Origin of the sequence: Streptomyces sp. NPDC005302, assembly GCF_040607345.1 — a bacterium.
Classification (GTDB): Bacteria; Actinomycetota; Actinomycetes; order Streptomycetales; family Streptomycetaceae; genus Streptomyces.
This window is the reverse complement of sequence record NZ_JBEXGN010000015.1, coordinates 34,960-58,150: the sequence shown is the minus strand read 5'-3', so window position 1 is coordinate 58,150 and position 23,191 is coordinate 34,960. Positions and strand designations below refer to the sequence as shown.

Here is a 23,191-nt window from a genome sequence, read left to right as displayed (position 1 = left end):
GGGGATGGTGTCGGTCCCCCGTCCGGGCCGGTGCTTGATGCTACCGAGCCCACCACGCCCGGTTGACCGCCTCTCGCCGAGCGTGAAACGGATCACCCATTCGAGCGACTGTCCGGGGGTTTACAGTTTCGAACTTCTGCAAGGGGCGGCACGGACGTACGGCAGAAAGCGGCGCGCAGGCACTCGCCCGTGGTCACCGGGACCGCCCGGCACCCGGCCGGCCGCCGGGCCGTTCAGCTCAGGGTGCCGGCCTGCCAGTCCGCGTCGATCTCGCCCTCGGCGACGATCACCGCGGGGCCCGTCATCTCGATCTCGCCGTCGGCACGCTCGGTGATGACCAGGCGTCCGCCGGGCACGTCGACGGTGTACGTCACCGGGGTGCCGGTCACGGCCGGGTCGGCGCCGTCTCGGCGGGCGGCGGCGACGGCGACGGCACAGGCGCCGGTGCCGCACGAGCGGGTCTCGCCCGAGCCGCGCTCGTGAACCCGCAGGGCGACGTGGCGCGGCCCCCGGTCGACCACGAACTCGACGTTGACCCCGTCGGGGTACACCGAGGCGGGGGTGACGGGCGGCGGCGTGTAGAGGGTGCCCGCGTCCGTGAGGTCGTCCACGAAGGCGACGGCGTGCGGGTTGCCCATGTTCACGTTGCGCGCGGGCCAGCTGCGCTCTCCGACGGCGACCGTGACCTGCGCTTCGGGGAGGAGTGCCTTGCCCATGCCGACGGTGACGTCACCGTTCTTGGCGAGGTGCACGGTCTTCACGCCTCCGCGCGTGGCGATCGTGATGTCGCCCTCGGCCACGTGTCCGGCGCGCTGGAGGTAGCGGGCGAACACCCGCACTCCGTTGCCGCACATCTCGGCGACCGAGCCGTCGCCGTTGCGGTAGTCCATGAACCATTCCGCGTCGGCGGCCATCGCGCGGGCCTCCGGGTGGGCCGCGGAACGCACGACGTGCAGCAGACCGTCGCCGCCGATGCCCGCGCGGCGGTCGCACAGGGCGGCGACGCCGGCCGACGGGAGGTCGATGACGTTCTCCGGGTCGGGGACGATCACGAAGTCGTTCTCGGTCCCGTGTCCCTTGAGGAAGGCGATCCGCGTGCTCATCCCCCGATCGTACGGGGTCGGATCCGGGCGTCGCGGTACGGCGCCCGGGTCAGCGCAGTCGCGCCACGCGCCACACGGCGAGCACCGCGACCGCGGCGACGACCACGACGTACGCGATCACCACACGCCAGTCCGGGCGGCGGCCGGAGCCGCGCGCGGGGAAGCCGGGCAGGGCGTAGCCGACGCGGCGGGCGGCCATCATGCCCCAGCCGGCGGCGCACGAGCAGATCAGCAGGCCGAGCATGGCGACGACGGCTCCGCCGTCACCGAACTCGAAGGCCAGCGGGAAGGCGAACATCAGGGACCCGGTGGCGGCCAGCGCCACGATGGGCGCGAGCTGCCAGATGCGCAGCCGGCGCTGCGGGCGCAGCTCGACCTCGACCGCGGGCTCGGGGGACATCGCACCGGGCTCGGGCCCGTCGGCGATCACCCCGGGCGGGGTGTCGTCGGGTCCGTCGGAGCTGAGGGGTTCCCCGCCCAGCTCGGGCTCGACGCCGCGATCGGCGTCCGGGTCGATGCTCAGACCGTCTCCGTCCGGAACGGCACCGTGGTCAGTGCCTCGTGCAGTGTCGCGAGGGCCGGCCTCCATCGCCACGCGCCCTCCCAACTCGGACTTCACTGGTCGATCGAAGCTCGATGATGGCACGCCACCGGAGGCCCCGATGACGGCCGGAGCGTCCCGATGCCATGACGTGATCAGGCTGTGACCGGTCGTTCGACCAACGCCAGTGCGAGTTCCGGAAGTTCTGTGAGATCCGCCGCAGCCCCACTGAGCCAATGCACCCGGGGGTCGCGCCGGAACCATGAATCCTGACGGCGCGCGAAGCGCTTGGTGGCACGAACGGTCTCCGCGCGCGCCTCGTCCTCGGTGCACTCCCCGGCGAGCGCCGCGAGCACCTGCTGGTATCCGAGCGCCCGTGCCGCGGTGCGCCCCTCGCGCAGGCCGTGCGTCTCCAGCGTGCGCACCTCGTCGACGAGCCCGGCGTCCCACATCCGGTCGACCCGGCGGGCGATGCGCTCGTCCAGCTCGGGGCGGGCCACGTCGACGCCGATCTGCACGGTGTCGTAGACGGAGTCGTGGCCGGGCAGGTTGGCGGTGAAGGGCTTGCCGGTGATCTCGATGACTTCGAGGGCGCGGACGATGCGGCGGCCGTTGCTGGGCAGGATCGCGTGCGCGGCCTCGGGGTCCGCCATGGCGAGCCGGGCGTGCAGGGCTCCGGAGCCGCGCAGGGTCAGCTCCTCCTCCAGGCGGGCGCGCACCTCGGGGTCGGTGCCGGGGAACTCCAGGTTGTCGACGGCCCCGCGCACGTACAGTCCGGAGCCGCCCACCAGGACCGGCCAGCGGCCATCGGCGAGCAGGGCGTCGATACGGGCGCGGGCGAGTCGCTGGTACTCGGCGACGCTGGCCGTGACCGTCACGTCCCAGATGTCCAGGAGATGGTGAGGGACTCCGCCGCGTTCCTCGTCCGTCAGCTTGGCGGTGCCGATGTCCATCCCTCGGTACAACTGCATGGAGTCGGCGTTGACGACCTCGCCGCCGAGGCTCTTGGCGAGGAAAACGCCCAGATCGGACTTTCCTGCCGCGGTCGGTCCGACGACGGCGATGACCCGGGGGGCGGGGGGTGTGCTGCTCACGGTCCCAGTCTCGCAAACCCCGGGGCCTCTCCCCTAACGAGCTACGTGACGGGCCCGGTCCGGGTTCGTTGCCTGTTGCGAGGTTCCAGCCGCCGGTGTCGAGAGCCGGTGACCCGGGCGACGCAATCGGACGCACCGGGCAACGCGGAATTTCGCCCTCACGAGTAACGTATGGAGCGGATATGGGCGTATTTACACGGCTTCTCCGGAGGTCGAAGGCGACGGAGGAGGCGTCAACCGCCGAGGCGCAGGCCCCCGCAGGGCCGGCCGGCACCGAGGCGGAGGTGGCGGTGGACGCGGAGGGTTCGTCCGGGAGCGAGGGCGAGGCGCCGGCGGGAACCGCCGAGGCCGGCACCGCGGAGGAGGTCGACATCCCGCGGCAGCAGACCGCCGACCAGGCCGCCGACAACGAAGCCGGTGACAGCGCCCGAAGGTAACTGCCCCGCGAGGGAAGGCGAACCATGGGTCTGATGGACAACCTGAAAGCCAAGCTGGAGCCTGCCAAGGACAAGGTCTCGGGGCTCGCGCAGCAGCACGGGCACAAGGTCAACGACGGCCTGGAGAAGGCGGCCAAGGTCGTGGACGAGAAGACCAAGCACAAGTACAGCGACACGATCCGGACGGGCACCGGCAAGGCGAAGGACGCCATGGACCGCCTCGCGGCGAAGGAGGGCGGGTCCGCTACACCGCCGGACACGCCGACCCCGCCCCAGGCACCCTGACCGACGCTCACATCGGCGGACGGCCGTGAAGCCCCGTGCTTCCGGCCGTCCGCCGTTTCGTGGGCGGCTTCGGAACAGCGACGGGGGCCGGGATGCCGCGTGACCCTAGGACCAGGCCGCCACGATGTACCCGACTCCGTAGGGCGCGTCGTCGTAGAGCAGGGCGCCGGCCAGGCCCGCGCCCTCCGCGGCGCCCGCGAGGACCTGCCAGGGGGCGCGCCCCGCGACCTTCAACTCCTCGGCCAGTTCCGTGTCCAGTGCCTTGAGCGCCTCGACGTCCGCCGTTCCCAGGGCGCGGGCCGCCTCCGCGTCGAAGCCCGCCGCGCGCTCATCGAGATAGCCCGGCGCCTTCAGCGTCCGGCACGCGCTGGCGTCACCCATGACCAGCAGCGCCACGCGCTCGGCGCGCGCGCCGAGCTGGGACCCCGTCACGACGCACCGCTCGGTTTCCAGTGGTTCGCCCACGCCGAGCCCCTCGACGGGGGCATCGGACCAGCCGGTTCGCTCCAGCAGCCAGGCGGCGACGGCCAGCGAGGGCGGGAGCTCACCGTCCGCGGTGTCGGAGCCCGTGCCGGCCGCGTTCTCCCGGCCGAGGCGGACGGCGAGGTCGACGCCGAAGCCGGCGAAGGAGCCGCGCGTTCCCTCCGGGTGCGGTCCGCGGCCGCTCCGGTCGGCGGGGCCGACGACGACGAGCAGGTCGGGGCGGGACGCGGCGAGCACGCCCAGCGCGTCCGTGCACGCCGCGCGCGCGGCGTCCAGCTCGGGTGCCGCGCCGGCGGCGACGTCGGGCACGAGCAGCGGGGGGCAGGGGCAGACTGCGGCGGCTACAAGCATGATCCGCAGCGTAACGCTGTCCCCCGGGAGCCGCCCGGGACCGTCAGCCCTCCGGGACCGGACCCCATCCTCCCGGGCAACACCCTGACCACCGAAGGCCCGTGACCGGGCGCACCTCCGCCCGAGCCCCGTCGGACGTGGTTCAGTCGCAGCCGCAGCCGCTGCCGGCTCCCGCGGCGACCGGCAGGGGCTCCGGGGCGCCGATCTTCGGCAGGCCGAGCATGACGCCCGCCGGCTTGGCGGCCGCCGCGGCGTTGCGCTTCTCCCAGGCGTCCCCCGCGCGCGTGCGCCGCACGTCCAGGACGGCGCCCTCGGCGAGGAGGTGGTGCGGGGCGGCGTACGTGATCTCGACGGTGACCACGTCGCCGGGACGGACCTCCGCCTCGGGCTTGGTGAAGTGGACCAGGCGGTTGTCGGGGGCGCGGCCGGAGAGCCGGTGGGTCGCGCCGTCCTTGCGGCCCTCGCCCTCGGCGACCATCAGCTCCAGGGTGCGGCCGACCTGCTTCGTGTTCTCGTCCCAGGAGATCTCCTCCTGGAGGGCGACGAGACGCTCGTAGCGCGCCTGGACGACCTCCTTGGGGATCTGCCCCTCCATGGTGGCCGCCGGGGTACCGGGGCGCTTGGAGTACTGGAAGGTGAAGGCCTGCGAGAAGCGGGCCGCGCGGACGGCGTGGAGGGTCTGCTCGAAGTCCTCCTCCGTCTCGCCGGGGAAGCCCACGATGATGTCGGTGGTGATCGCCGCGTGCGGGATGGCGGCCCGGACCTTGTCGATGATCCCGAGGAAGCGCTCCTGGCGGTACGAACGGCGCATGGCCTTCAGGACCGTGTCCGAGCCGGACTGCATCGGCATGTGCAGCTGCGGCATCGCGTTCGGCGTCTCGGCCATGGCGGCGATCACGTCGTCGGTGAAGTCGCGCGGGTGCGGCGAGGTGAAGCGGACGCGCTCCAGGCCCTCGATCTTTCCGCAGGCGCGCAGCAGCTTGCTGAAGGCCTCGCGGTCGCCGATGTCGCTGCCGTACGCGTTGACGTTCTGTCCGAGGAGCGTGATCTCGGAGACGCCCTCGCCGACCAGGGCCTCGATCTCGGCCAGGATGTCGCCGGTCCTGCGGTCCTTCTCCTTGCCGCGCAGCGCCGGGACGATGCAGAAGGTGCAGGTGTTGTTGCAGCCGACGGAGATCGACACCCAGGCGGCGTACGCGCTCTCGCGGCGGGTCGGCAGCGTGGAGGGGAAGGCCTCCAGGGACTCGGCGATCTCGATCTGCGCCTCCTCCTGGACGCGGGCGCGCTCCAGCAGGACCGGCAGTTTGCCGATGTTGTGCGTGCCGAAGACGACGTCCACCCAGGGCGCCTTCTTGACGATGGTGTCGCGGTCCTTCTGGGCGAGGCAGCCGCCGACGGCGATCTGCATGCCGGGGCGCTTCGTCTTCATCGGGGCGAGGCGGCCGAGGTTGCCGTAGAGCTTGTTGTCGGCGTTCTCCCGGACGGCGCAGGTGTTGAAGACGACGACGTCCGCGTCGCCGTCCGAGCCCTCGGGGGCCCGCACGTAACCGGCGTTCTCCAGGAGCCCGGAGAGTCGCTCGGAGTCATGGACGTTCATCTGACACCCGTAGGTGCGCACTTCGTACGTCTTGGATTCCTGAACGTCCACTGCCTGACTCCGGTCGCCGCTGCTCATGTGACAAGGGTAGGCGGTTGACGGAGTGCGTCAGGACGCAGGCGCCCCACGGCCGGGACGGCGCACGGGACGGGCCGGGTCCGGGCGCCGCGGCCGGGCCGCGGCGCCCGGCACGGGAGGCGCCTCTCCCGGTCACGAGCGGGCCGTCGTCGTGCGCTGCGCGGCGGCCGGGGTCATGCCGGGATCGCGGCCCGCAGGACGTCCTCCACCGGCACCGTGGGCCGGCCCAGCAGCCGGGCGAGCGCGGGGTCCGCGGGTGCGAACGCGCCCTGGCGGCTCGCGGCGAACAGTCCGACGAGGAGGTCGGCCGCCGGCTCGGGTACGCCGTGGCCGACCAGACCGGACCGGTAGTCCGCGTCGGAGACGACGACCCGGCGGATCGTACGGCCCGTTATCCGCGAGGCGATCTCCGCGATGCCCGCCATGTCGACGGTCTCGGCGGCGGTCAGCGCGGGCGTGAAGCCGTCGAGCTCGTCCGTCCCGTCCGCGAGGGCGAGCGCCGCCGCCTCGGCGAGGTCGGCGTGGGCGGTCCAGGCGACCGGCCCGTCCTCCGGGGCGACGAGTTCGCCGGTCTCGACGGCGGCGCCGAGCAGCATCGCGGCGGAGGCGGCGTAGAAGCCGTTGCGCAGGGAGGTGAAGGGGACGCCGGACCGCTGGAGGTCCTGCTCCGTCGCCGCGTGGTCGGGCATGGGGGGGAACGGCGAGGTGGGGTCGGCGCCCATGTGGCTCGTGTAGAGGACGCGCTTGGCGCCGGCGGCGGCCGCCGACTCGATGGCGGTGCGGTGTCCGCCGACCGCGGTCTCGCCGACGGCGTCGGCGGAGACGACGAGCACCTTGGAGGCGTCCTCGAAGGCGTGGGCGAGGCTCGCGGGGTCGGTGAAGTCGCCGCGGCGCACTCGCACGCCGCGCTCCGCGAAGGCCCGGGCACGGTCGGGGTCGCGCACGCTGACGCCGATCTCCTCGGCGGGGACGCGGTCCAGCAGCTTCTCGACGACGAGCCGGCCGAGCCGGCCGTTGGCTCCGGTGACGACGATCATGACGGTCCTCTTTCGGTGTTTCCAGCGATAACACTTCGAAGGTACCACTGGAAACGAACAGACGCTAACGTTGCTCCGTTACCATCGGAAGCATGACCATGGAGAGCACGGGGAGCATCGACGTCACCGCGGTGGAGGCTCCTGAGGGGCCGCGCGGACGGATCGTCGCGGCGGCCACGCGACTGCTGGCCGAGGGCGGCCCGGACGCGGTGTCGACGCGGGCCGTGAGCGCCGCCGCGGGGGTCCAGCCGCCGACCATCTACCGGCTCTTCGGCGACAAGGAGGGCCTGCTCGACGCGGTCGCCGCGCACGGCTTCACCGCCTACCTGACCAGCAAGTCCGCCCTCGCCTCGACAGGAGACCCGGTGGAGGACCTCCGCCGTGGCTGGGATCTGCACATCGGCCTCGGGCTCGCGAACCCGGCGCTCTTCACCCTGATGTACGGCCGCTACCGCCCGGGCACGACCTCCCCCGCGGCGGCCGCCGCCTTCGAGGTGCTCTCCGGTCACATCCGCCGCGTCGCTGAAGCGGGCCGGCTGACCGTCCCCGAAGAACGCGCCGTCGCCCTGGTCCACGCGGCCGGATCCGGTACGACACTCACGCTCATCGCCACGCCCGAGGACCGCCGCGACCCCGAACTCTCGCGCACCGCCCGGGAGGCCGTCCTGGCGGCGATCACCACCGACGCGCCGGCCGACACCGCGCCCGAGCCCGTCACCGCGGCCGTCACCCTGCGGGCGGTCCTCCCCCGGACCGATGCCCTGACCGCACCCGAGCGCGGGCTCATGGAGGAGTGGCTGGACCGGATCGCCGCGTCCGCCGAGTGACCGCCGGTTCCGGTGTCAGGCCAGGCCGGTGAACCGTTCCGCGACCGTCTTCGCGGCGGCGCCCAGCAGGATCGTGTAGTGGTTGGAGCCCTCGACCAGTTCGGCGGGCAGGTCCACCGCCCCACCGGTCCAGCGCTCGACCACGGTGGCGGGGAGCATCGGCGGTTCCTGGCCCAGCAGCCCGAGCGGCGCGTGCAGCAGCAGCGCCGGGACGGACAGCCGCTCCAGGTCCGCGGCGAACCGGTCGCCCGAGGCCAGCAGATCGCGCCCGTCCTGCCGTACGGCCTCCTCGCGCGCCCTCGACCGACGGGCGCCCTCGGGACCCATGAGGTCGTAGCGGACGTACGTCTCGACGTCGGCGTTCCAGTCCGGGCCGAGCGCCGGGTGCGCGCGGAAGAAGTCGACGTAGTCCTGGTCGGTCCCGTACGTGCGGCCGAGGCGCACTATCGCGGGGCCGAGCGTCACATCGAGGATGCCGTCGAGATCGGCGCCGGGCGGCACCGGCAGGGGCAGCGCTCCGTCGACGAGCAGGAGCCGGTCGAACAGTTCGGGCCGGCGCGCGGCGGCGAGCAGCGCGACGTACGCGCCCATCGAGTGCCCGGTCAGCGCGACCGGGGCACCCGCGCCGAGGCCCTCCGCCAGCCGGCACAGGTCGGCGGCGTGCCGGTCGAGGCCGTACGGGCCGGGGGTGTCGGTACTGCCGCCGCGTCCCCGCAGGTCGGGCGCGAACAGGCTCCACTCGTCGGGGAGGTGGCGGGCGAGGGCGCCGAAGGCCATGCCGGACGCGGTGATGCCATGGGCGGCGAGCGCGGTCCGGGGGCCGTCGCCGAACCGCAGGACGCGCAGGGTTCCGCCCTCGACGGGCAGATCGAGTTCGGCCGGCTCGTCCATGCGCTCCCCCTGCTCGTCCCGGCGGCCCGGCGACATCGCCGGCCGCTTCGCTCCGCGACGCCGCGAGGCGCCGCTCCGCGAAGTTAACAAGCGGGTCCGAGGCCGCGGAAGAGGTGCGCGAGCACGTCGCCGGGACGCGGTGCGAGAGGCGCCGCCTGGCTCGGCGCGCCCCGGTCGGCCGGAACGCCACGACCGGGGTGCGACCGGAACGGCGGGCCCTAGGCGTCCGGCGTGCTCCACCCCTGGCGACGCAGGACCTCCGCGACATCCGGGGCCCGGTAGTGCTCGCCCTTGAGGACCTTGCCGTCGGCCCGGCGGGCGACGTGGCCGTCGGGGCCGATCTTGGTCATGTTGGCCCGGTGGATCTCGGCGATCACCGCGTCGAGGTCGATCCCGTGGACGAGGGCCGTGCCGTACGCCACGTACACGACGTCGGCGAGCTCGTGCGCCAGCCGGTCGAGCGGGCCCTCGACCGAGACCTCCGCCACTTCCGCGGCCTCCTCGGCCAGCAGTTCCCCGCGGTGCGCCGCCAGCCCGGGCGACACCTCGGTCGGGACACTGCGGGCGTCCAGGCCGAACGCCCGGTGGAACTCCCGGACCAGCGAGGCCGGGGACGGCGACGGGCAGGCGGACGAGGGGACAGCGGCCGGAACGGCACCGGCGGAGGTGCCCTCCGAAGCGTCCGGAGACGCCGCCGGGGAGGCTGCTTGACCTGCGGGAGACGGGCCGCGCGACGGGAAGGACGGCTGCATACGGGCGAGCCTATCGATCCGCCGGACCCCCTCTCCCCCGTCCCGGCCTGGTCAGGACCGCCCTCGGGCTGGCAGGATCGCGCGCATGTTCCCGGCACTCCCCCACATCGGCAGACGCCGCGCGCTGTTCGGCTCCGCGGCCGTCCTCGCGGTCGTCGGACTGCTGCTGTGGTGGCTGCTGCCCCTCGGCGAGGAGTCACCGCGCGGGACGATCACCTTCAGCGCGGGCACCCCGACCGGGGTCTACCAGAAGTACGGCACGCTCCTGCAGGGAGCCATGGCCAAGGACATGCCCGATGTCGACGTCAAGCTGCTGAACAGCGACGGTTCGCAGGAGAACATCCGGCGCGTGGCCACCGGCGAGGCCGACTTCAGCATCGCCGCGGCCGACGCCGTGGAGACGTACATCCTGCAGAACAAGCCGGGCTCGGGCCGGCTGCGCGGCTGCTCGCGGCTGTACGACGACTACGTGCACCTGGTGGTGCGGCGCGGCTCGCCCATACGGTCGGTGGCGGATCTGGAGGGCAGGAAGGTCGCCGTCGGTCCGAGCGGTTCCGGAGTGCGGCTGATCGCGAACCACGTGCTCCAGGCGGCGGGCCTTGACGCCGACAGCGACATCGAGCCGCTCGACAACGGCATCGCGGACATGCCGGAGATGCTCAAGGACCACAGGATCGACGCCTTCTTCTGGTCCGGCGGCCTGCCGACGAGCGCCGTGCTCGGACTCTCCGAGAGCGACGACATCCGGCTGGTGCCGATCGGCAGCGACCTCGTCAAGAAGCTGCACGAGCAGGGCGGCGCCTCCCGCTACTACCGGGCCGCGGTGATGCCCGCCGACGCCTATCCGAGGGCGCAGCGCGGCGCGGCCGTGCAGACGCTGGCCGTGGCCAACTTCCTGATCACACGGGACGACGCGGACGCGAACCTGACCGAGGAACTCACCCGCACGGTGATCGCCAGCCGCGACCGCATCGGTGCCGAGGTGCACGCGGCCCAGCTCGTGGACCTGCGCACGGCGATCTACACGGACCCGCTGCCGCTGCACGACGGCGCGCGGCGCTACTACCGGTCGATCAAGCCGTAGCCGACCGGACGGGACGTACGCCGCTCAGGTCACCCGTCCGGGCTCCGACCTCGGCACCGTCACCGTCACGCACAGGCCGTGCGGCTCGTGGTGCTCGTACGCGATGGAGCCGCCGCCCGCCTCCAGGAGGGCCCGCGAGATGGACAGGCCGAGGCCCGAGCCCTTGACGTTCTGATGGACGGCACTGCGCCAGAAGCGGTCCCCGATACGCGTCAGGTCCTCGTCCGTGAGGCCGGGACCGCAGTCGGTCACCACGACGGTCGACGTCCGGCCGTTGGACGCGACCGTCACCTCGACGCATCCGTCCTCGGGCGTGAACTTGACCGCGTTGTCGATCACCGCGTCCAGGGCGCTGGACAGCGTGACCGGGTCGGCCCAGGCGGTGGTGGCCGGGCAGGTCCCCACCAGCCGTACGCCCCGGCTCTCGGCGACCGGCTGCCAGGACGCGACCCGCTCGGCGGTCAGCCCGCCGATGTCCGTGAGGCGCACATCGGCCTCGGCGTGCTCGGCGAGGGCCAGGTCGAGCAGGTCGTCCAGGACCCGGGCCAGGCGCTTGCCCTCGGTGCGGACGGAGGCGATCTCCTCGTTGCCCTCGGGCAGTTCGAGGGCGAGCAGCTCGATGCGCAGCAGCAGCGCGGAGAGCGGGTTGCGCAACTGGTGCGAGGCGTCGGCGACGAAGGCGCGCTGCTGCTCCAGCACGTCCTCGACGTTGTCGGCCATCTCGTTGAACGACCGGGCCAGGCGCTGGAGTTCCGGTGGCCCGCCGGCCGCCGCGACACGGGACTTGAGGCGCCCGGTCGCGATGTCGTGGGTGGTGGCGTCGAGGACGCGTACCGGGCGGAGCACCCAGCCGGTCAGCCGCAGCGCGGCGCCGACCGCGAGGAGCATCGCGGCGATCTCGCCCGCTCCGATGATCAGCCAGCCGTGCAGGGTCGCGGACCGCATCTGCCCGGTGGGCGAGTCGGTGACGACGACGGCGATGACGTCGCCGTCCTTGATGACCGGGGAGGCGACGACGAGACGGTGGCGCTGCCAGGGCCAGACCTGCTGGGGGTCGTGACTGCGGCGGCTGACCAGCGCCTCGTTGAAGGCGTCGCGGGCCACCCCGGTCCGGGGCAGACCCCAGTCGTCCGGGGCGTTGGCCATGGGCCTGTCGTTGCGGTAGAAGACGCCGGCGCGGATGCCGTACACCTCGTAGTAGCGGGCCAGCTCGGTGCGCAGCGTCTCGGCGCGTTCGTCGGGGAAGCCGCCCTGGGTGCCGCTCGGCGGCTCGGTGACGTACTGGGCGAGGGCGGAGAAGCGCGCGGTGTCGTCGATGCGGTCGACGACGACGCGCTGCTGCCGGGCCGCCGCGAGGCTGACGGCGAGCGGGACGCCGAGGGCGAGCAGGACGGCTGCCATCAGGACGATGAGCAGCGGGAGGAGGCGCGCGCGCACCCGTGCCCGCTACCCGGCCGGGGCGACGAGCCGGTACCCGACGCCGCGCACGGTCTCGATCAGCGCCGGCATGCGCAGCTTGGAACGCAGCGAGGCGACGTGCACCTCCAGGGTGCGTCCCGTCCCCTCCCAGCTGGTGCGCCACACCTCGCTGATGATCTGTTCGCGGCGGAACACGACGCCGGGGCGCTGGGCGAGGAGCGCGAGCAGGTCGAACTCCTTGCGGGTCAGCTGGACGGTCGTGCCGCCGACGGTGACCTGCCGGTTGGGCAGCTCGATGCGGACGGGGCCGAGGAGCAGCGCCGTCTCGCCGGGTGACGCGGCGTCGTCGTGGGCGGTGCGCCGCGCGACGGCGTGGATGCGGGCCAGCAGCTCCCCGGTGTCGTACGGCTTCACCACGTAGTCGTCGGCGCCGAGGTTGAGGCCGTGGATGCGGGACCGCACGTCCGCGCGCGCGGTGACCATGATCACCGGGGTGGCGGTCCGCTTGCGGATCTTGCCGCAGACCTCGTAGCCGTCCTGGTCGGGCAGTCCGAGGTCGAGGAGGACGACCCCGAACCCGTCGCTCTCCGGCACGAGGGCCTGCAGGGCCTCCTCGCCGCTGCGGGCGTGCGTGACGTCGAAGCCGTGGCGTGCGAGCACGGCGGACAGGGCCGCGGCGACGTGGTTGTCGTCCTCGACGAGCAGCAGTCTCATTCCGGCCCCCTCCGGTTCATCGGTCGTACGGTCTCGGCGCGTGCAATGTCGTACGGTCGCGGCGCGTGTCCTGGGCAAGGGTGCACGCACGCGGGCACCAAGTAGGAAGTCACGCCGATGGACAAGGACGGCGTCAAGGGGCTTCGGGTTGCCTGCGGCTTCCGTTACCCAGCCGGTACGCGTCTTCGCGCCGGCCATTACGACACGTGTCCGATTGCTACCAGATCGTGATGCTCAAGTTCCCCTCAGATGTAATGACGCTGGTCGTGCGGGGTCACTACTGTCCTCCGAAACCGAGGAGGACGGAGCCCCAAAGCGATGACCGAAGTATCGGTGGCCAAGGACGACCTGGCCGGGACCGACGAACTGGTCGTCCTGAAGAGCGTCAACAAGCACTTCGGCGCGTTGCACGTACTCCAGGACATCGACCTGACGATCACACGGGGTGAGGTCGTCGTGGTCATCGGACCGTCCGGGTCCGGGAAGTCCACACTCTGCCGCACGATCAACCGCCTGGAGACCATCGATTCGGGTGACATCTCGATCGACGGCAAGCCGCTGCCCCAGGAGGGCAAGGGGCTCGCCCGGCTCCGGGCCGACGTGGGCATGGTCTTCCAGTCCTTCAACCTCTTCGCGCACAAGACCGTGCTCGAGAACGTGATGCTGGGCCAGATCAAGGTCCGCAAGACCGACAAGAAGGCGGCGGAGGAGAAGGCCCGCGTCCTTCTCGACCGCGTCGGTGTCGGTACGCAGGCGGACAAGTACCCGGCGCAGCTGTCGGGCGGCCAGCAGCAGCGCGTCGCGATCGCGCGGGCCCTGGCGATGGACCCGAAGGTCATGCTCTTCGACGAGCCGACCTCGGCGCTGGACCCCGAGATGATCAACGAGGTCCTCGAAGTCATGCAGCAGCTCGCCCGCGACGGCATGACCATGATCGTCGTCACCCACGAGATGGGATTCGCCCGTTCGGCCGCGAACCGCGTCGTGTTCATGGCCGACGGCCGCATCGTCGAAGAGGCGGTGCCGGACCAGTTCTTCAGCAACCCGCGCAGCGACCGTGCCAAGGACTTCCTGTCGAAGATCCTGCACCACTGACAGCTCCCGGCGTCCCTGACGTCTCCCGTCGTGTGCGGGGCTCCGAACGCCCGAGCCGCGCTTCGACGGCCCGTACCTCTTTCTCCACGCAAAGGATGTTCTCCATGAAGCTCTCCAAGGTCGTCGCCGCCTCGGCCGCCGTGCTCGCCCTCACCGCCACCGCCACGGCGTGCGGTTCGGACAACAAGGACGACAGCGGCTCCTCGGGCGGCGGCAAGATCAAGGTCGGCATCAAGTACGACCAGCCCGGTCTCGGCCTGAAGCAGCCGGACGGCTCCTTCGCCGGTTTCGACGTGGACGTCGCGACCTACGTGGCCAAGGAGCTCGGTTACAAGCCGAGCCAGATCGAGTTCGTCGAGACGAAGAGCGCCGACCGTGAGAACGCGCTCCAGCGCGGCGACGTGAAGTTCATCGCGGCCACCTACTCGATCACCGACGAGCGCAAGGCGAAGGTCGACTTCGCCGGCCCCTACCTGCTGGCCCACCAGGACCTGCTCGTCAAGGCCGACTCGGACATCACCAAGGGCACGGACCTCAACGGCAAGAAGCTGTGTTCCGTCACCGGCTCGACGTCGGCGGAGAACGTCAAGAACACCATCGCCCCGAAGGCCAACCTGCGTAAGTACAGCGGCTACTCGGAGTGCATCGCGGGTCTGCAGAGCGGTGCCGTCGACGCCGTGACCACGGACGACTCGATCCTCGCGGGCTTCGCCGCACAGGACAAGTACAAGGGCCAGTTCAAGCTCGCCGGCCTCAAGCTGAGCAACGAGAACTACGGCGTCGGCATCAAGAAGGGCGACTCCGCCCTCGAGAAGAAGATCAACGCCGCTCTCACGAAGATGGTCGGCGACGGCGCCTGGGAAGCGGCGGTCAAGAAGAACTTCGGGACGAGCTACAAGAACGAGCCTGCCCCGAAGGTCGGCGTGATCGTCAAGTAGTCCGAGGTCGTCAGCCAACGCAGGGACCCATCGGTAACGCAGGAGCCCGCGGTTCACGCGGGGTTCCGCCAGTGCGCCGCCGCCCGCCGCGATCACGGCGGCGGCGCGCCGCGTCCGCCACGTACGCCACCACCCGGAAGCGCGGGAGATCGTGTTCGACTTTCTTCAAGGTTATGACGTCCTAGGGGCGTTCTGGACGACGGTGAAGCTCACCGTCTACGCCGGCCTCGGCTCCCTGATCCTGGGCACGCTGCTGGCCGCGATGCGGGTCAGCCCCGTCCCGCTCATGCGCGGGTTCGGCACGGCCTACGTGAACATCGTCCGCAACATCCCGCTGACCGTCATCATCGTCTTCAGCTCGCTCGGCCTCGCCGACATCTTCGGTGTGACGATGGGCGCGTCCGACAACTTCGATCTCCAGGGCTTCCGGCTCGCGGTGCTCAGCCTCATCGCCTACACGGCGGCCTTCGTGTGCGAGGCGCTGCGGTCCGGCATCAACACCGTGCCCGTCGGGCAGGCGGAGGCGGCCCGCGCGATCGGGCTGAGCTTCAGCCAGACCCTCCGGCTCATCGTGCTGCCGCAGGCGTTCCGTTCCGTCATCGTCCCGCTGGCGAACGTGCTGATCGCGCTGACCAAGAACACGACCGTGGCCGCCGCCATCGGCGTGGCCGAGGCCGCCACCCTCATGAAGACGATGATCGAGGCCGAGGCGCAGACGGTCCTCATCGCCGTCGTCTTCGCGTTCGGGTTCGTGGTCCTGACCCTCCCCACCGGCCTCATCCTCGGCTGGCTGGGCAAGCGACTGGCGGTAAAGCGATGACCTCCGTTCTCTACGACGCCCCCGGCCCCCGGGCCAAGCGCCGCAATGTGGTCCTCTCGATCGTCTTCGTCGTCCTGCTCGCCCTGTTCCTGTGGTGGATCTGGACGGCGATGGACGACAAGAACCAGCTGAAGTGGGCCCTCTGGGAGCCGTTCACCACGGCGGACGCCTGGAGCACCTATCTGTGGCCGGGTCTCCTCGGCACGCTGAAGGCCGCCGCGCTCAGCATGGTGATCGCCCTCCCGCTCGGCGCCGTCTTCGGCATCGCCCGGATGTCCGACCACCGCTGGGTCCGCGTCCCGGCCGGCGTCGTGGTCGAGTTCTTCCGGTCGATCCCGGTCCTGCTGCTCATGCTGTTCGCGAACGAGCTGTACGCGCGCTCCGCGGGCATCGCCAGTGAGGACCGCCCGTTCTACGCCGTCGTCACCGGCCTGGTCCTCTACAACGCCTCGGTTCTCGCCGAGGTCGTCCGGGCCGGCATCCTCGCCCTGCCCAAGGGACAGACCGAGGCCGCGTACGCGATCGGTCTGCGCAAGGGCCAGACGATGAGCAGCATCCTGCTGCCGCAGGCGGTCACCGTCATGCTGCCCGCGATCGTCAGCCAGCTCGTGGTGATCGTGAAGGACACCGCGCTGGGCGGCGTCATGATCGGCTACCAGGAGCTGCTCACCGCGCGCAGCACGCTCGCGGCCAACTACGCCAACGTCGTCCAGAGCTTCATCGTGGTCGCCGTCATCTTCATCATCGTGAACTTCGCGATCACCAGCTTCGCCTCCTGGCTGGAGGCACGGCTGCGGCGCGGCAAGAAGTCGACCGGCGCGGTGCTCCCGGCGGACGACGCCGCGATCGCCGGGATCACGGGCACGAACGCCGGCGGCGGCGGCATCTGACAAGCGGTCAATCAGCTTGGCCGGTGGGGGCAGTGGCATGATCGCCACTGCCCTCGTCACTTGACGCAAGCACCGGCAATGGGTTGCATACGTTCTGTGATCGTGCACCCCGCTCCACCTGCCTGTTCCCGTACGTCTCTCAGGACACCGCTCCGGGCAGGGGGCACCGCGTCGTGGACCCGGTGATCATCGTCGGAGCAGGGCCCGTCGGGCTCACGCTGGCCCTTGCGCTGGCGCGCCAGGAGGTCCCCTCCGTGGTCCTGGACGAGGGGCCGGGCAAGGACGAACAGCGGCTCGCGCGGAGTGTGGTGCTGCGCGAGGACACGGCCGCGCTGGTCGGCAGGCTCACGGGGCTCCCGATCGACGACGTCGGCTTCCGTTGGGCCGGATGGCGGTCGATGCGGCGCAAGCAGGTGATGCGCGAGGTCGTCTTCGGCGGGCGGGTGAGCGGGAGCGGGGCACGGAGCGCCACCGGTCCCCGGGACACCGGGATGTCCCGCGGTGACGGCCCTCGGGGGGCCGTCACCGCCCGGGGCGCGGGTGCCGGCCGGAGTACGGAAAGCCCGGCGGAGGCCGAGGAGTTCAGTGCTCCGCTGCACATCGCCCAGCACGAGCTGACCGCCGCCCTGCGCGAGGCGATCGTCCACGAGCGCCTCGTCAAAGTCGCCTCCGACAGCCGTCTCGACTCCGTGGAGCAGGAGACGTCGGGTGTCACGGCGCACACCCGCGGGTCCAACGGAACGTGGTGGCGCGGCAGTTACCTCGTCGGCTGCGACGGGCCGCGCTCGACGGTGCGCAAGCTCCAGGACATCCGCTTTCCCGGCCGCACCGCCGTCGAACGGCACGCCGTGGCGGCCCTGCGGGCCGAACTCCCCTGGCCCGGAGAAGCGTTGCTGCATCGCCTGCCGCCGTGGCGGACGTCCGGGCCCTCCCTCGGTGAGGTGGCCGCGCGCCCGCTCGCCGAGGACGTGTGGCGGCTGGACTGGCTGCTGCCCCCGGGCAAGGACCTGGTCACGCCCGACCTGCTGGTCGCCCGCATCAGGGAGACCCTCGGCGGCTGGAGCGGCGGCTCCACCCCCGCGTACGAGCTGCTCGACACCGGCGTCCACACCGTGCACCACCGGCTCGCCCGGCGGTGGCGCGTCGGGCGCGTCTTCCTCGCCGGGGACGCGGCCCACCTGCTGGGTGCCCTCGGTACCCAGGGGCTGGACGAAGGTCTGCGGGACGCCGACAACCTCGCCTGGAAGCTGGCTCTCGCCTGGCACCACGGCCCGCACGACGCCCTGCTCGACAGCTACCAGACCGAGCGGCGGGCCGTGGTCGCCGCCCGGCTGCGCGCCGCCGACCAGGCACTGCCCGTCCTGCGGGGCGGCGGCGGGCTGCGCGCCTACGTCCCCGGTTCCGCTCGCGGCCACGACGCGCTCCTCACGGACGGTCACCTCGGGCGGGGACCGCTGGGCACGCCGGGGTCGTACGCCGACTCCCCCCTCGCGCCCCCGCCCGTCGACTCGCAGGCCCCCGTCGCCACCGAGCCCGGCGCTCCGGTCACCGATGTGCGGGTGACCGCGGAGGACGGCTCGTTCGTCCCGTTGCGCGAACGGCTCGGCCGCGGCGTCCTGCTCGTCGTACTGATCGCCCCGGGCACCGGAGTGTGGGAACGCAAGCACTGGGTGACGGCCGGCATCATGCCCCGCCTCGCCGCCGCCGTGACCGCGCTGCCGCACCCCGCCGAACTGCTCGTCGCGGAGAGCTACCCGGGCGCGGCCGCACACACGGTGCTCCTCGTCCGGCCCGACGGTCATCTGGTCACCGCGCTCAGCGGGGTCCGGCCGGCCGACCTGTACGAGGCGGCGGAGACGGCCCTCGGCGGACCGGCGGCGACGGAGACCGCCTCGGAGGCGACCGTCGGCCGAAGTTGAACGCTCCGTGACCACCTGAGCTGGGACGATCCGATGCCGTGGGCCCGAAGGGGTCCACATAGTGACAGTGAGTTGACCGGCCTGCACCGCCATGGTCTACTCCGGAGCGTGACCGACACCTGTGTGCGCCTGTGGCGGAGGGTCCATATGGACCTCCTCCGCTATGCGGGCTGCGTGTGTCGTCCGTCCTTCTGACTTCGCATCCTTCCTCCCGCGCGCCGCTTCGTGCCCCCGCGCGCCCCTCTCGCGAACCCTCAGGACGGTCCGAGTGTCCGTGTCACCCGCTGTCTCCGCGTCTGCCGTCGCCCCCACTGTCCCCGCTGCCTCCGGCACGCCCACCCAGGCCGATCTGCTCGCCTTCGTCCGCCGTACGGCCGCCGACACCGAGCTGATCGCCTCACTCCCCCTCGACCCCGAAGGCCGCACCTGGGTGCGGCTCGAAGGCCCCGGCGGCAGCGAGGCCTGGCTCATCGGCTGGCCGCCCGGCACCGGTACCGGCTGGCACGACCACGCCGAATCGGTCGGCGCCTTCCTCACCGCGTCCGGTGAGCTCAAGGAGCACTCGCTCGCCGCGCGGCTGCCCGCCGACGGCTGGAAAACCCTCGAACTCAACGAGGACATCGACCGGCACCGCACCCTGTCCGCCGGTACCGGCCGCGGCTTCGGCCGCCATCACGTGCACGAGGTCCTCAACGAGTCCACCGAGAAGCACGCGATCTCGGTCCACGCCTACTACCCGCCGCTCCCGCAGATCCGCCGCTACAGCCGCACCGGCCAGGTGCTGCGCCTGGAGCACGTCGAACGTCCGGAGGACTGGCAGTGAGCACCCTTCCCCCCGTCGGCATCGACGAACTGCTGGAGCGGGTCCGCGCCGGCCTCGACCGCGTGGAACCCGAGGAGGCGTACGCCGCCGCGCAGTCCGGCGAGGCCCTCCTGGTCGACACCCGGTACGCGGCCCTGCGTGACCGCGACGGCCTGGTCCCGGGCGCCCTCGTCGTCGAGCGGAACGAACTGGAATGGCGGCTCGACCCCACCGGCAGCCACCGCGCTCCGGAGGCCACGAGCCATGCCCTGAAGGTCGTGGTGTTCTGCAACGAGGGATACGCGTCGAGCCTCGCCGCCGCGTCCCTGCGTCAGTTGGGACTGCACCGGGCGACCGATCTGGTCGGCGGCTTCCAGGCGTGGAAGGCGGCCGGTCTTCCGGTCACGACCACCGACCCGGAGGAGTGAGCCGCCGGCCGTCGGTCCACACGGACCTCTGAACCGTCCCGACTGACGCATACGAGGGCGGGTGCCTCTTGGGTAAGGGGCACCCGCCCTTGCGCAACGCCCCTTACAGCCGCCCTCCTGGGGACGCCCTTCCGGTGGCGGCGCTCACTCATCGACGACGTGTCCCACCCCGCCACCGGCGCGTCTCACTCGTGAACGGCGGGTCCCCCTCGTGAACGGCGGGTCTCACTCTTTGGCCGTGGCCACCAGAACGGGGCGCGACCGCAAGGCGACGCGTCCGGGCAGCGCGGTGGCGACCAGGGCGAGCAGCCCGGCCACCGCGACGACCGTCAGGTACACGAGCGGAGTGACCGAGGGGGCGCCGCTGCCCGTCATACCGACGCTGAAAGCGGTGAGGACGGCGAGCGCGATCCCGCTGCCGAGGGCCGTGGCGAGCAACAGGACCGACAGCGCCTCGGTCCGCAGCATGCGCAGCACCTGACGGCGGGTCGCACCCGCGAGGCGGAGCATCGCGAACTCGCGGACCCGTTCGGCGACCGACATGGCGAGGGTGTTGACGACGGCGATGGCGGTGAAGGCCAGGACCAGCCCCATGGCGAGGTAGTTCACCTCGGCGTTCGCCTGCTGCCGCTCGGCCTGGACCGAGTCCGCCGCGGCCGGGGCGAGCACCCGCACGGCCGGGAACTCACGGAGCGTAGTCGCGAGTTGTGTCTGTGTACGGGCCGTATCGACCAGGACGGAGGTGGCGAGTGGGTTGTCGACATGACGGGCGACCAGGTCAGGGGCGAAGGTCAGGTCCCCGAAGCCGAGCCCCCTGGCGTAGACGGCGGCGACCGTGAGCCGGACGGGCGTTCCGTCACCGAGGGTGAGACGCAGCCTGTCCCCGGGCTTCAGACGGAGCTGGTCCGCGGCGAGTTCGCTGACGGCGACCGTGCCGGTGTCGAGGTCGTTCAGGGTGCCCGCGGTGACGTCCGGGTCCCAGGTGCGGGACAGACCGGCCGGGGTGACGCCCTGTGCCGCGTACTTGTCGAGGCCCACGCGCACGGTCGTGCGGACCACTTCGGTGACCACGTCGTGGTGCGTGCGCAGGGCCCGCGCCGCCGCGGCCGGGACACCGGGTCCCTGTGCGGCGAGTACCCAGTCGGCGCGGATCCCGTCGCGCGCCTGGGCGCGGGCCGCGTTCCCGAGCGTGGGCTGGACGAAGAGCACGGTGCAGGTCATCCCGATGAGGAGGGTGAGCGGAGTGACGACGGAGGCCATGCGGGCCGCGTTGCCGCGGAGGTTGGCACGGGCGAGCCGTCCCGCGGGGCCGCTCCGTCGCAGCGGGCCGGCGAGCACCGCGGCGGCGGCCCTGACCAGCAGCGGTCCGAGGAGGGCGACAGCGGTGGCGAGGACCACGACGGCCAGGAAGGTCACGGGCGTCGACGCGGGCTCGGTGCGCAGCGTGCTGAGCACGGCGACGAGCACGGCTCCGCCCGCGAGGATCACGAGACCGGCGAGCACCCGGCCCCGGGCCGGGCGAGTGCGCTCGATCCGTGCTTCGGCGAGTGCCTCGGCCGGGCGGATGCGGGCGACACGGCGGGACGAGATACGGGCGGCGGCCCAGGCGCCGAACAGCGTGGCGCCCACCGCGGCGAACAGGGGGAAGATACTGACGGTGTGCTGAAGCGTGGACGGGACGGCGCCCAGGGCGACGAAGCGGCTGTACAGCCAACTCCCCAGGGGCAGGCCCACAAGGGCTCCGCTGACACCGGCGGCCGCCCCCACGATCAGGGCCTCGCGTCCGAGCAGTCTGCGGATCTGGCCCTGGGTGGCGGCGATGGCACGCAGCAGCGCGAGTTCGCGGTGCCGCTGCTGGACCGACAGGACGAAGGTGCCCACGACCACCAGCACGGCCACGAGCAAGGAGGTGCCGCCCATCGCGCCGCCCATGCTGACCAGCCGGACGCGGGCGGCCGCCGCGTCCAGGAACTCGACCGGGCCTCGTTCGTCGCCCGAACCGACCTGTGCGGTGGTGCCGTTCAGCGCCTCGGCCACCGCCCGCTCGACCGCTCGGACGTCGGCACCGCGGTCGGGCAGCACGCCGATGGCGCTGACCTGCCCGGGGTGCGCGGCCAGCCGCGTGGCCTCGGCGGTGGAGAAGAAGAGGGAGGTCTGGTGGCTGACGTCGGAGGCGGGCGCGGCGATTCCGCTGACGCGGTAGGTGCGGGGTGACTGCGTCGACTGGACGGTGAGGCGGTCGCCGGGCTTCAGGTGCGCGCGCCCGGCGAAGTGCCGGTCGACGACGAGGTCGGTGTCCACGGCGGGCGCCCTGCCTGCGGTGAGCCGGTACGGAGTCAGCGCGGCCGAGTCCCAGGCGTGCCCGTAGGCGGGCCGGTCCTTCTCGACTGCGGACCCGGTGGCCAACGGCTGCGCCAGGAAGGTCAGTTCGGGGACGACTCGGCGCACTCCGGGAAGACCGCGCAACCGTGTGGCGAGGTCGTCCGCGAGCCAGGCCCGTTCGGCGATCGGCTTCGCCTTGTGCTTGACCTTGGTCTTGCCCTTCTTGTGCTTGACAGTCGTCCGGTGGACGTTCTGGTCGGCGGAGACCACGATCGGCGCCGCGGCGTAGCGCTCGGTGCGGATCGTGCCGCGCAGACCGGTCTCCAGGAGAGTGCCACAGGCGGTGATGAGGGCCGCCGCGCACATCAGGGCGACGAAGGCACCGAGGAAGCCGCCCTTGCGGGCGCGGACGGTCTTCAGCGCGTAGCGCAGCATCATGTCGGGTCGCTCTCTCTCCTGTTGTGGGGCGCCTCGGTGTCGTCGACCGCTGTGCTGCCGTGGGCCGGTGGCCCGCTCGCGGCTTCGGTGTCCTTGTCCGGGGCCGGATGGGCGAGGAACCGGGTGAGGACGGTGCGTGCGCCGGCGGGAGTGTCGGCGTCGGCTCGCTTGTAGCGGTTGAGGAGCGCGATGTACTCCTCGAAGAACCCGTGCAGTTCGGGAAGCGTGAGCCGGATGCTGCCGCGCGAGTACGGGAACGCGTCGGCCCACGGGTCCTGGTCCGTGCCGGCCCGTTCCTGCGCTTGAGCCTGCGCCTGGGCCTTCTCGAAGAGTTCGAGGTCGGCGGCGTGGGCGTGGTGGTTCAGCTCGTCCATGACGAGCCGCATCTCGGCGCTCTGCCTGCTGCGTGGCGGGAAACGCCGGTCACCGGGAACCGCCCGCCACCAGCGCTCCCGGCCGTGACCGGCCGCCTCCGGCTGCTCCTCGACGAAGCCGTACCGGGCGAGCTCACGCAGGTGGTAGCTCGTGGCTCCGGTGTTCAGCCCGAGCTCGCGGGCCAGACTCGCCGAGGTCACCGGGCCGTGCAGGGTGAGGTGCTGGAGGATCCGCTGCCGCCGGGGCTGCGCTAGAGCCTTGAGCGTGGCGAGGTCGGCGAGTTCCGTGCGGGCATGCGGCGCCTGCGCGGGTGTTGCCTCCTGCGTGCCGGGTTCCTGTGCCATGCGTACACAGTCGTCTGTGCACAGGGGCCTGTGCACTGCGGTGACCAGGCGTCTTCCGCCGGGGGTTAACCCCACCCCGTCAGGGACGAGTTGACGTCACAGCGGGTGGACGCGTCACGGCCGTGCT

At 72.1% G+C, this 23,191-nt stretch carries 24 protein-coding genes; 12 read left to right on the top strand and 12 right to left on the bottom strand.

What is annotated here, in order from left to right:
- Positions 1-233: 233 nt before the first annotated feature.
- The 3 genes from dapF to miaA all read right to left on the bottom strand — a co-directional run bounded on the left by dapF (position 234) and on the right by miaA (position 2,738).
- Complete coding sequence (gene dapF, locus ABZT74_RS22335) at positions 234-1,103, bottom strand: diaminopimelate epimerase (RefSeq protein ID WP_356437465.1); 870 nt, start codon at positions 1,101-1,103, stop codon at positions 234-236.
- 49 nt (positions 1,104-1,152) lie between these two features.
- Entirely contained in the window at positions 1,153-1,692 is a 540-nt protein-coding gene (locus tag ABZT74_RS22330; RefSeq protein WP_355871680.1) for a hypothetical protein, read from the bottom strand.
- Positions 1,693-1,799: 107 nt separating this feature from the next.
- Complete coding sequence (miaA, locus tag ABZT74_RS22325; RefSeq protein WP_355871456.1) at positions 1,800-2,738, bottom strand: tRNA (adenosine(37)-N6)-dimethylallyltransferase MiaA; 939 nt, start codon at positions 2,736-2,738, stop codon at positions 1,800-1,802.
- Positions 2,739-2,920: 182 nt separating this feature from the next.
- Here miaA and ABZT74_RS22320 point away from each other — a divergent pair, with 182 nt between their 5' ends.
- The gene (locus ABZT74_RS22320; RefSeq protein ID WP_355871458.1) at positions 2,921-3,175 is read left to right on the top strand and encodes a hypothetical protein; all 255 of its coding nucleotides are present in this window, start codon (positions 2,921-2,923) and stop codon (positions 3,173-3,175) included.
- A gap of 24 nt (positions 3,176-3,199) precedes the next feature.
- Positions 3,200-3,460: an antitoxin gene (locus ABZT74_RS22315; protein WP_355871460.1), complete on the top strand. Its 261-nt coding sequence runs from the start codon at positions 3,200-3,202 to the stop codon at positions 3,458-3,460.
- A 105-nt stretch (positions 3,461-3,565) separates the two neighbouring features.
- Here the strand turns inward: ABZT74_RS22315 and ABZT74_RS22310 are convergent, their stop codons facing one another.
- From ABZT74_RS22310 to ABZT74_RS22300, 3 genes are all read right to left on the bottom strand, one after another.
- On the bottom strand, positions 3,566-4,294 hold the full coding sequence (locus ABZT74_RS22310) for a class III extradiol dioxygenase subunit B-like domain-containing protein (protein ID WP_356437463.1): 729 nt from the start codon (positions 4,292-4,294) through the stop codon (positions 3,566-3,568).
- 142 nt (positions 4,295-4,436) lie between these two features.
- Positions 4,437-5,969, bottom strand: coding sequence for a tRNA (N6-isopentenyl adenosine(37)-C2)-methylthiotransferase MiaB (gene miaB / locus ABZT74_RS22305; protein ID WP_356437460.1), 1,533 nt, complete (start codon positions 5,967-5,969; stop codon positions 4,437-4,439).
- A gap of 173 nt (positions 5,970-6,142) precedes the next feature.
- The gene (locus ABZT74_RS22300; protein WP_356437458.1) at positions 6,143-7,006 is read right to left on the bottom strand and encodes an NAD(P)H-binding protein; all 864 of its coding nucleotides are present in this window, start codon (positions 7,004-7,006) and stop codon (positions 6,143-6,145) included.
- A 98-nt stretch (positions 7,007-7,104) separates the two neighbouring features.
- Here ABZT74_RS22300 and ABZT74_RS22295 point away from each other — a divergent pair, with 98 nt between their 5' ends.
- Positions 7,105-7,833, top strand: coding sequence for a TetR/AcrR family transcriptional regulator (locus ABZT74_RS22295; RefSeq protein WP_356437622.1), 729 nt, complete (start codon positions 7,105-7,107; stop codon positions 7,831-7,833).
- A gap of 15 nt (positions 7,834-7,848) precedes the next feature.
- Here the strand turns inward: ABZT74_RS22295 and ABZT74_RS22290 are convergent, their stop codons facing one another.
- Both ABZT74_RS22290 and ABZT74_RS22285 read right to left on the bottom strand, forming a co-directional pair.
- Positions 7,849-8,724 (bottom strand): alpha/beta hydrolase, encoded by an 876-nt coding sequence (locus tag ABZT74_RS22290; RefSeq protein ID WP_356437455.1) that lies wholly within the window; start codon positions 8,722-8,724, stop codon positions 7,849-7,851.
- 218 nt (positions 8,725-8,942) lie between these two features.
- Entirely contained in the window at positions 8,943-9,326 is a 384-nt protein-coding gene (locus ABZT74_RS22285; protein ID WP_356165343.1) for a MazG nucleotide pyrophosphohydrolase domain-containing protein, read from the bottom strand.
- Positions 9,327-9,561: 235 nt separating this feature from the next.
- Here ABZT74_RS22285 and ABZT74_RS22280 point away from each other — a divergent pair, with 235 nt between their 5' ends.
- Positions 9,562-10,560 (top strand): TAXI family TRAP transporter solute-binding subunit, encoded by a 999-nt coding sequence (locus tag ABZT74_RS22280; protein ID WP_356437452.1) that lies wholly within the window; start codon positions 9,562-9,564, stop codon positions 10,558-10,560.
- Between the two features lie 24 nt (positions 10,561-10,584).
- On the opposite strand, the gene ABZT74_RS22275 is transcribed toward ABZT74_RS22280, so the two are convergent.
- Positions 10,585-11,997, bottom strand: coding sequence for a HAMP domain-containing sensor histidine kinase (locus tag ABZT74_RS22275; RefSeq protein WP_355871568.1), 1,413 nt, complete (start codon positions 11,995-11,997; stop codon positions 10,585-10,587).
- 9 nt (positions 11,998-12,006) lie between these two features.
- Positions 12,007-12,693, bottom strand: a complete 687-nt coding sequence (locus ABZT74_RS22270; protein ID WP_355871571.1) for a response regulator transcription factor — start codon at positions 12,691-12,693, stop codon at positions 12,007-12,009.
- 318 nt (positions 12,694-13,011) lie between these two features.
- Between ABZT74_RS22270 and ABZT74_RS22265 the strand changes: the two genes are divergently transcribed.
- The 8 genes from ABZT74_RS22265 to ABZT74_RS22230 all read left to right on the top strand — a co-directional run bounded on the left by ABZT74_RS22265 (position 13,012) and on the right by ABZT74_RS22230 (position 19,585).
- A complete protein-coding gene (locus ABZT74_RS22265) occupies positions 13,012-13,788 on the top strand; it encodes an amino acid ABC transporter ATP-binding protein (protein WP_355871574.1) in 777 nt (258 codons plus the stop codon).
- Positions 13,789-13,892: 104 nt separating this feature from the next.
- Positions 13,893-14,726 (top strand): glutamate ABC transporter substrate-binding protein, encoded by an 834-nt coding sequence (locus ABZT74_RS22260; RefSeq protein ID WP_356437449.1) that lies wholly within the window; start codon positions 13,893-13,895, stop codon positions 14,724-14,726.
- 151 nt (positions 14,727-14,877) lie between these two features.
- Entirely contained in the window at positions 14,878-15,546 is a 669-nt protein-coding gene (locus tag ABZT74_RS22255) for an amino acid ABC transporter permease (protein ID WP_356437447.1), read from the top strand.
- Positions 15,543-16,436, top strand: coding sequence for an amino acid ABC transporter permease (locus tag ABZT74_RS22250; RefSeq protein ID WP_356437445.1), 894 nt, complete (start codon positions 15,543-15,545; stop codon positions 16,434-16,436). The genes ABZT74_RS22255 and ABZT74_RS22250 overlap by 4 nt, the downstream gene beginning before the upstream one ends.
- A 173-nt stretch (positions 16,437-16,609) precedes the next feature.
- Positions 16,610-18,355 carry an FAD-dependent monooxygenase gene (locus tag ABZT74_RS22245; RefSeq protein WP_356437443.1) on the top strand — a complete coding sequence of 582 codons (1,746 nt, stop codon included), beginning with the start codon at positions 16,610-16,612 and terminating at the stop codon, positions 18,353-18,355.
- A gap of 33 nt (positions 18,356-18,388) precedes the next feature.
- Entirely contained in the window at positions 18,389-18,550 is a 162-nt protein-coding gene (locus tag ABZT74_RS22240) for a putative leader peptide (protein WP_356164663.1), read from the top strand.
- Positions 18,551-18,623: 73 nt separating this feature from the next.
- Positions 18,624-19,178, top strand: coding sequence for a cysteine dioxygenase (locus tag ABZT74_RS22235; protein WP_356437441.1), 555 nt, complete (start codon positions 18,624-18,626; stop codon positions 19,176-19,178).
- Entirely contained in the window at positions 19,175-19,585 is a 411-nt protein-coding gene (locus tag ABZT74_RS22230) for a rhodanese-like domain-containing protein (RefSeq protein WP_356437438.1), read from the top strand. Before ABZT74_RS22235 ends, ABZT74_RS22230 begins: the two co-directional genes overlap by 4 nt.
- A 225-nt stretch (positions 19,586-19,810) precedes the next feature.
- Here ABZT74_RS22230 and ABZT74_RS22225 read toward each other — a convergent pair whose 3' ends face one another.
- Entirely contained in the window at positions 19,811-22,345 is a 2,535-nt protein-coding gene (locus tag ABZT74_RS22225) for an FtsX-like permease family protein (protein ID WP_356437435.1), read from the bottom strand.
- A complete protein-coding gene (locus ABZT74_RS22220; protein ID WP_356437432.1) occupies positions 22,342-23,064 on the bottom strand; it encodes a winged helix-turn-helix domain-containing protein in 723 nt (240 codons plus the stop codon). The genes ABZT74_RS22225 and ABZT74_RS22220 overlap by 4 nt, the downstream gene beginning before the upstream one ends.
- Positions 23,065-23,191: the final 127 nt, after the last annotated feature.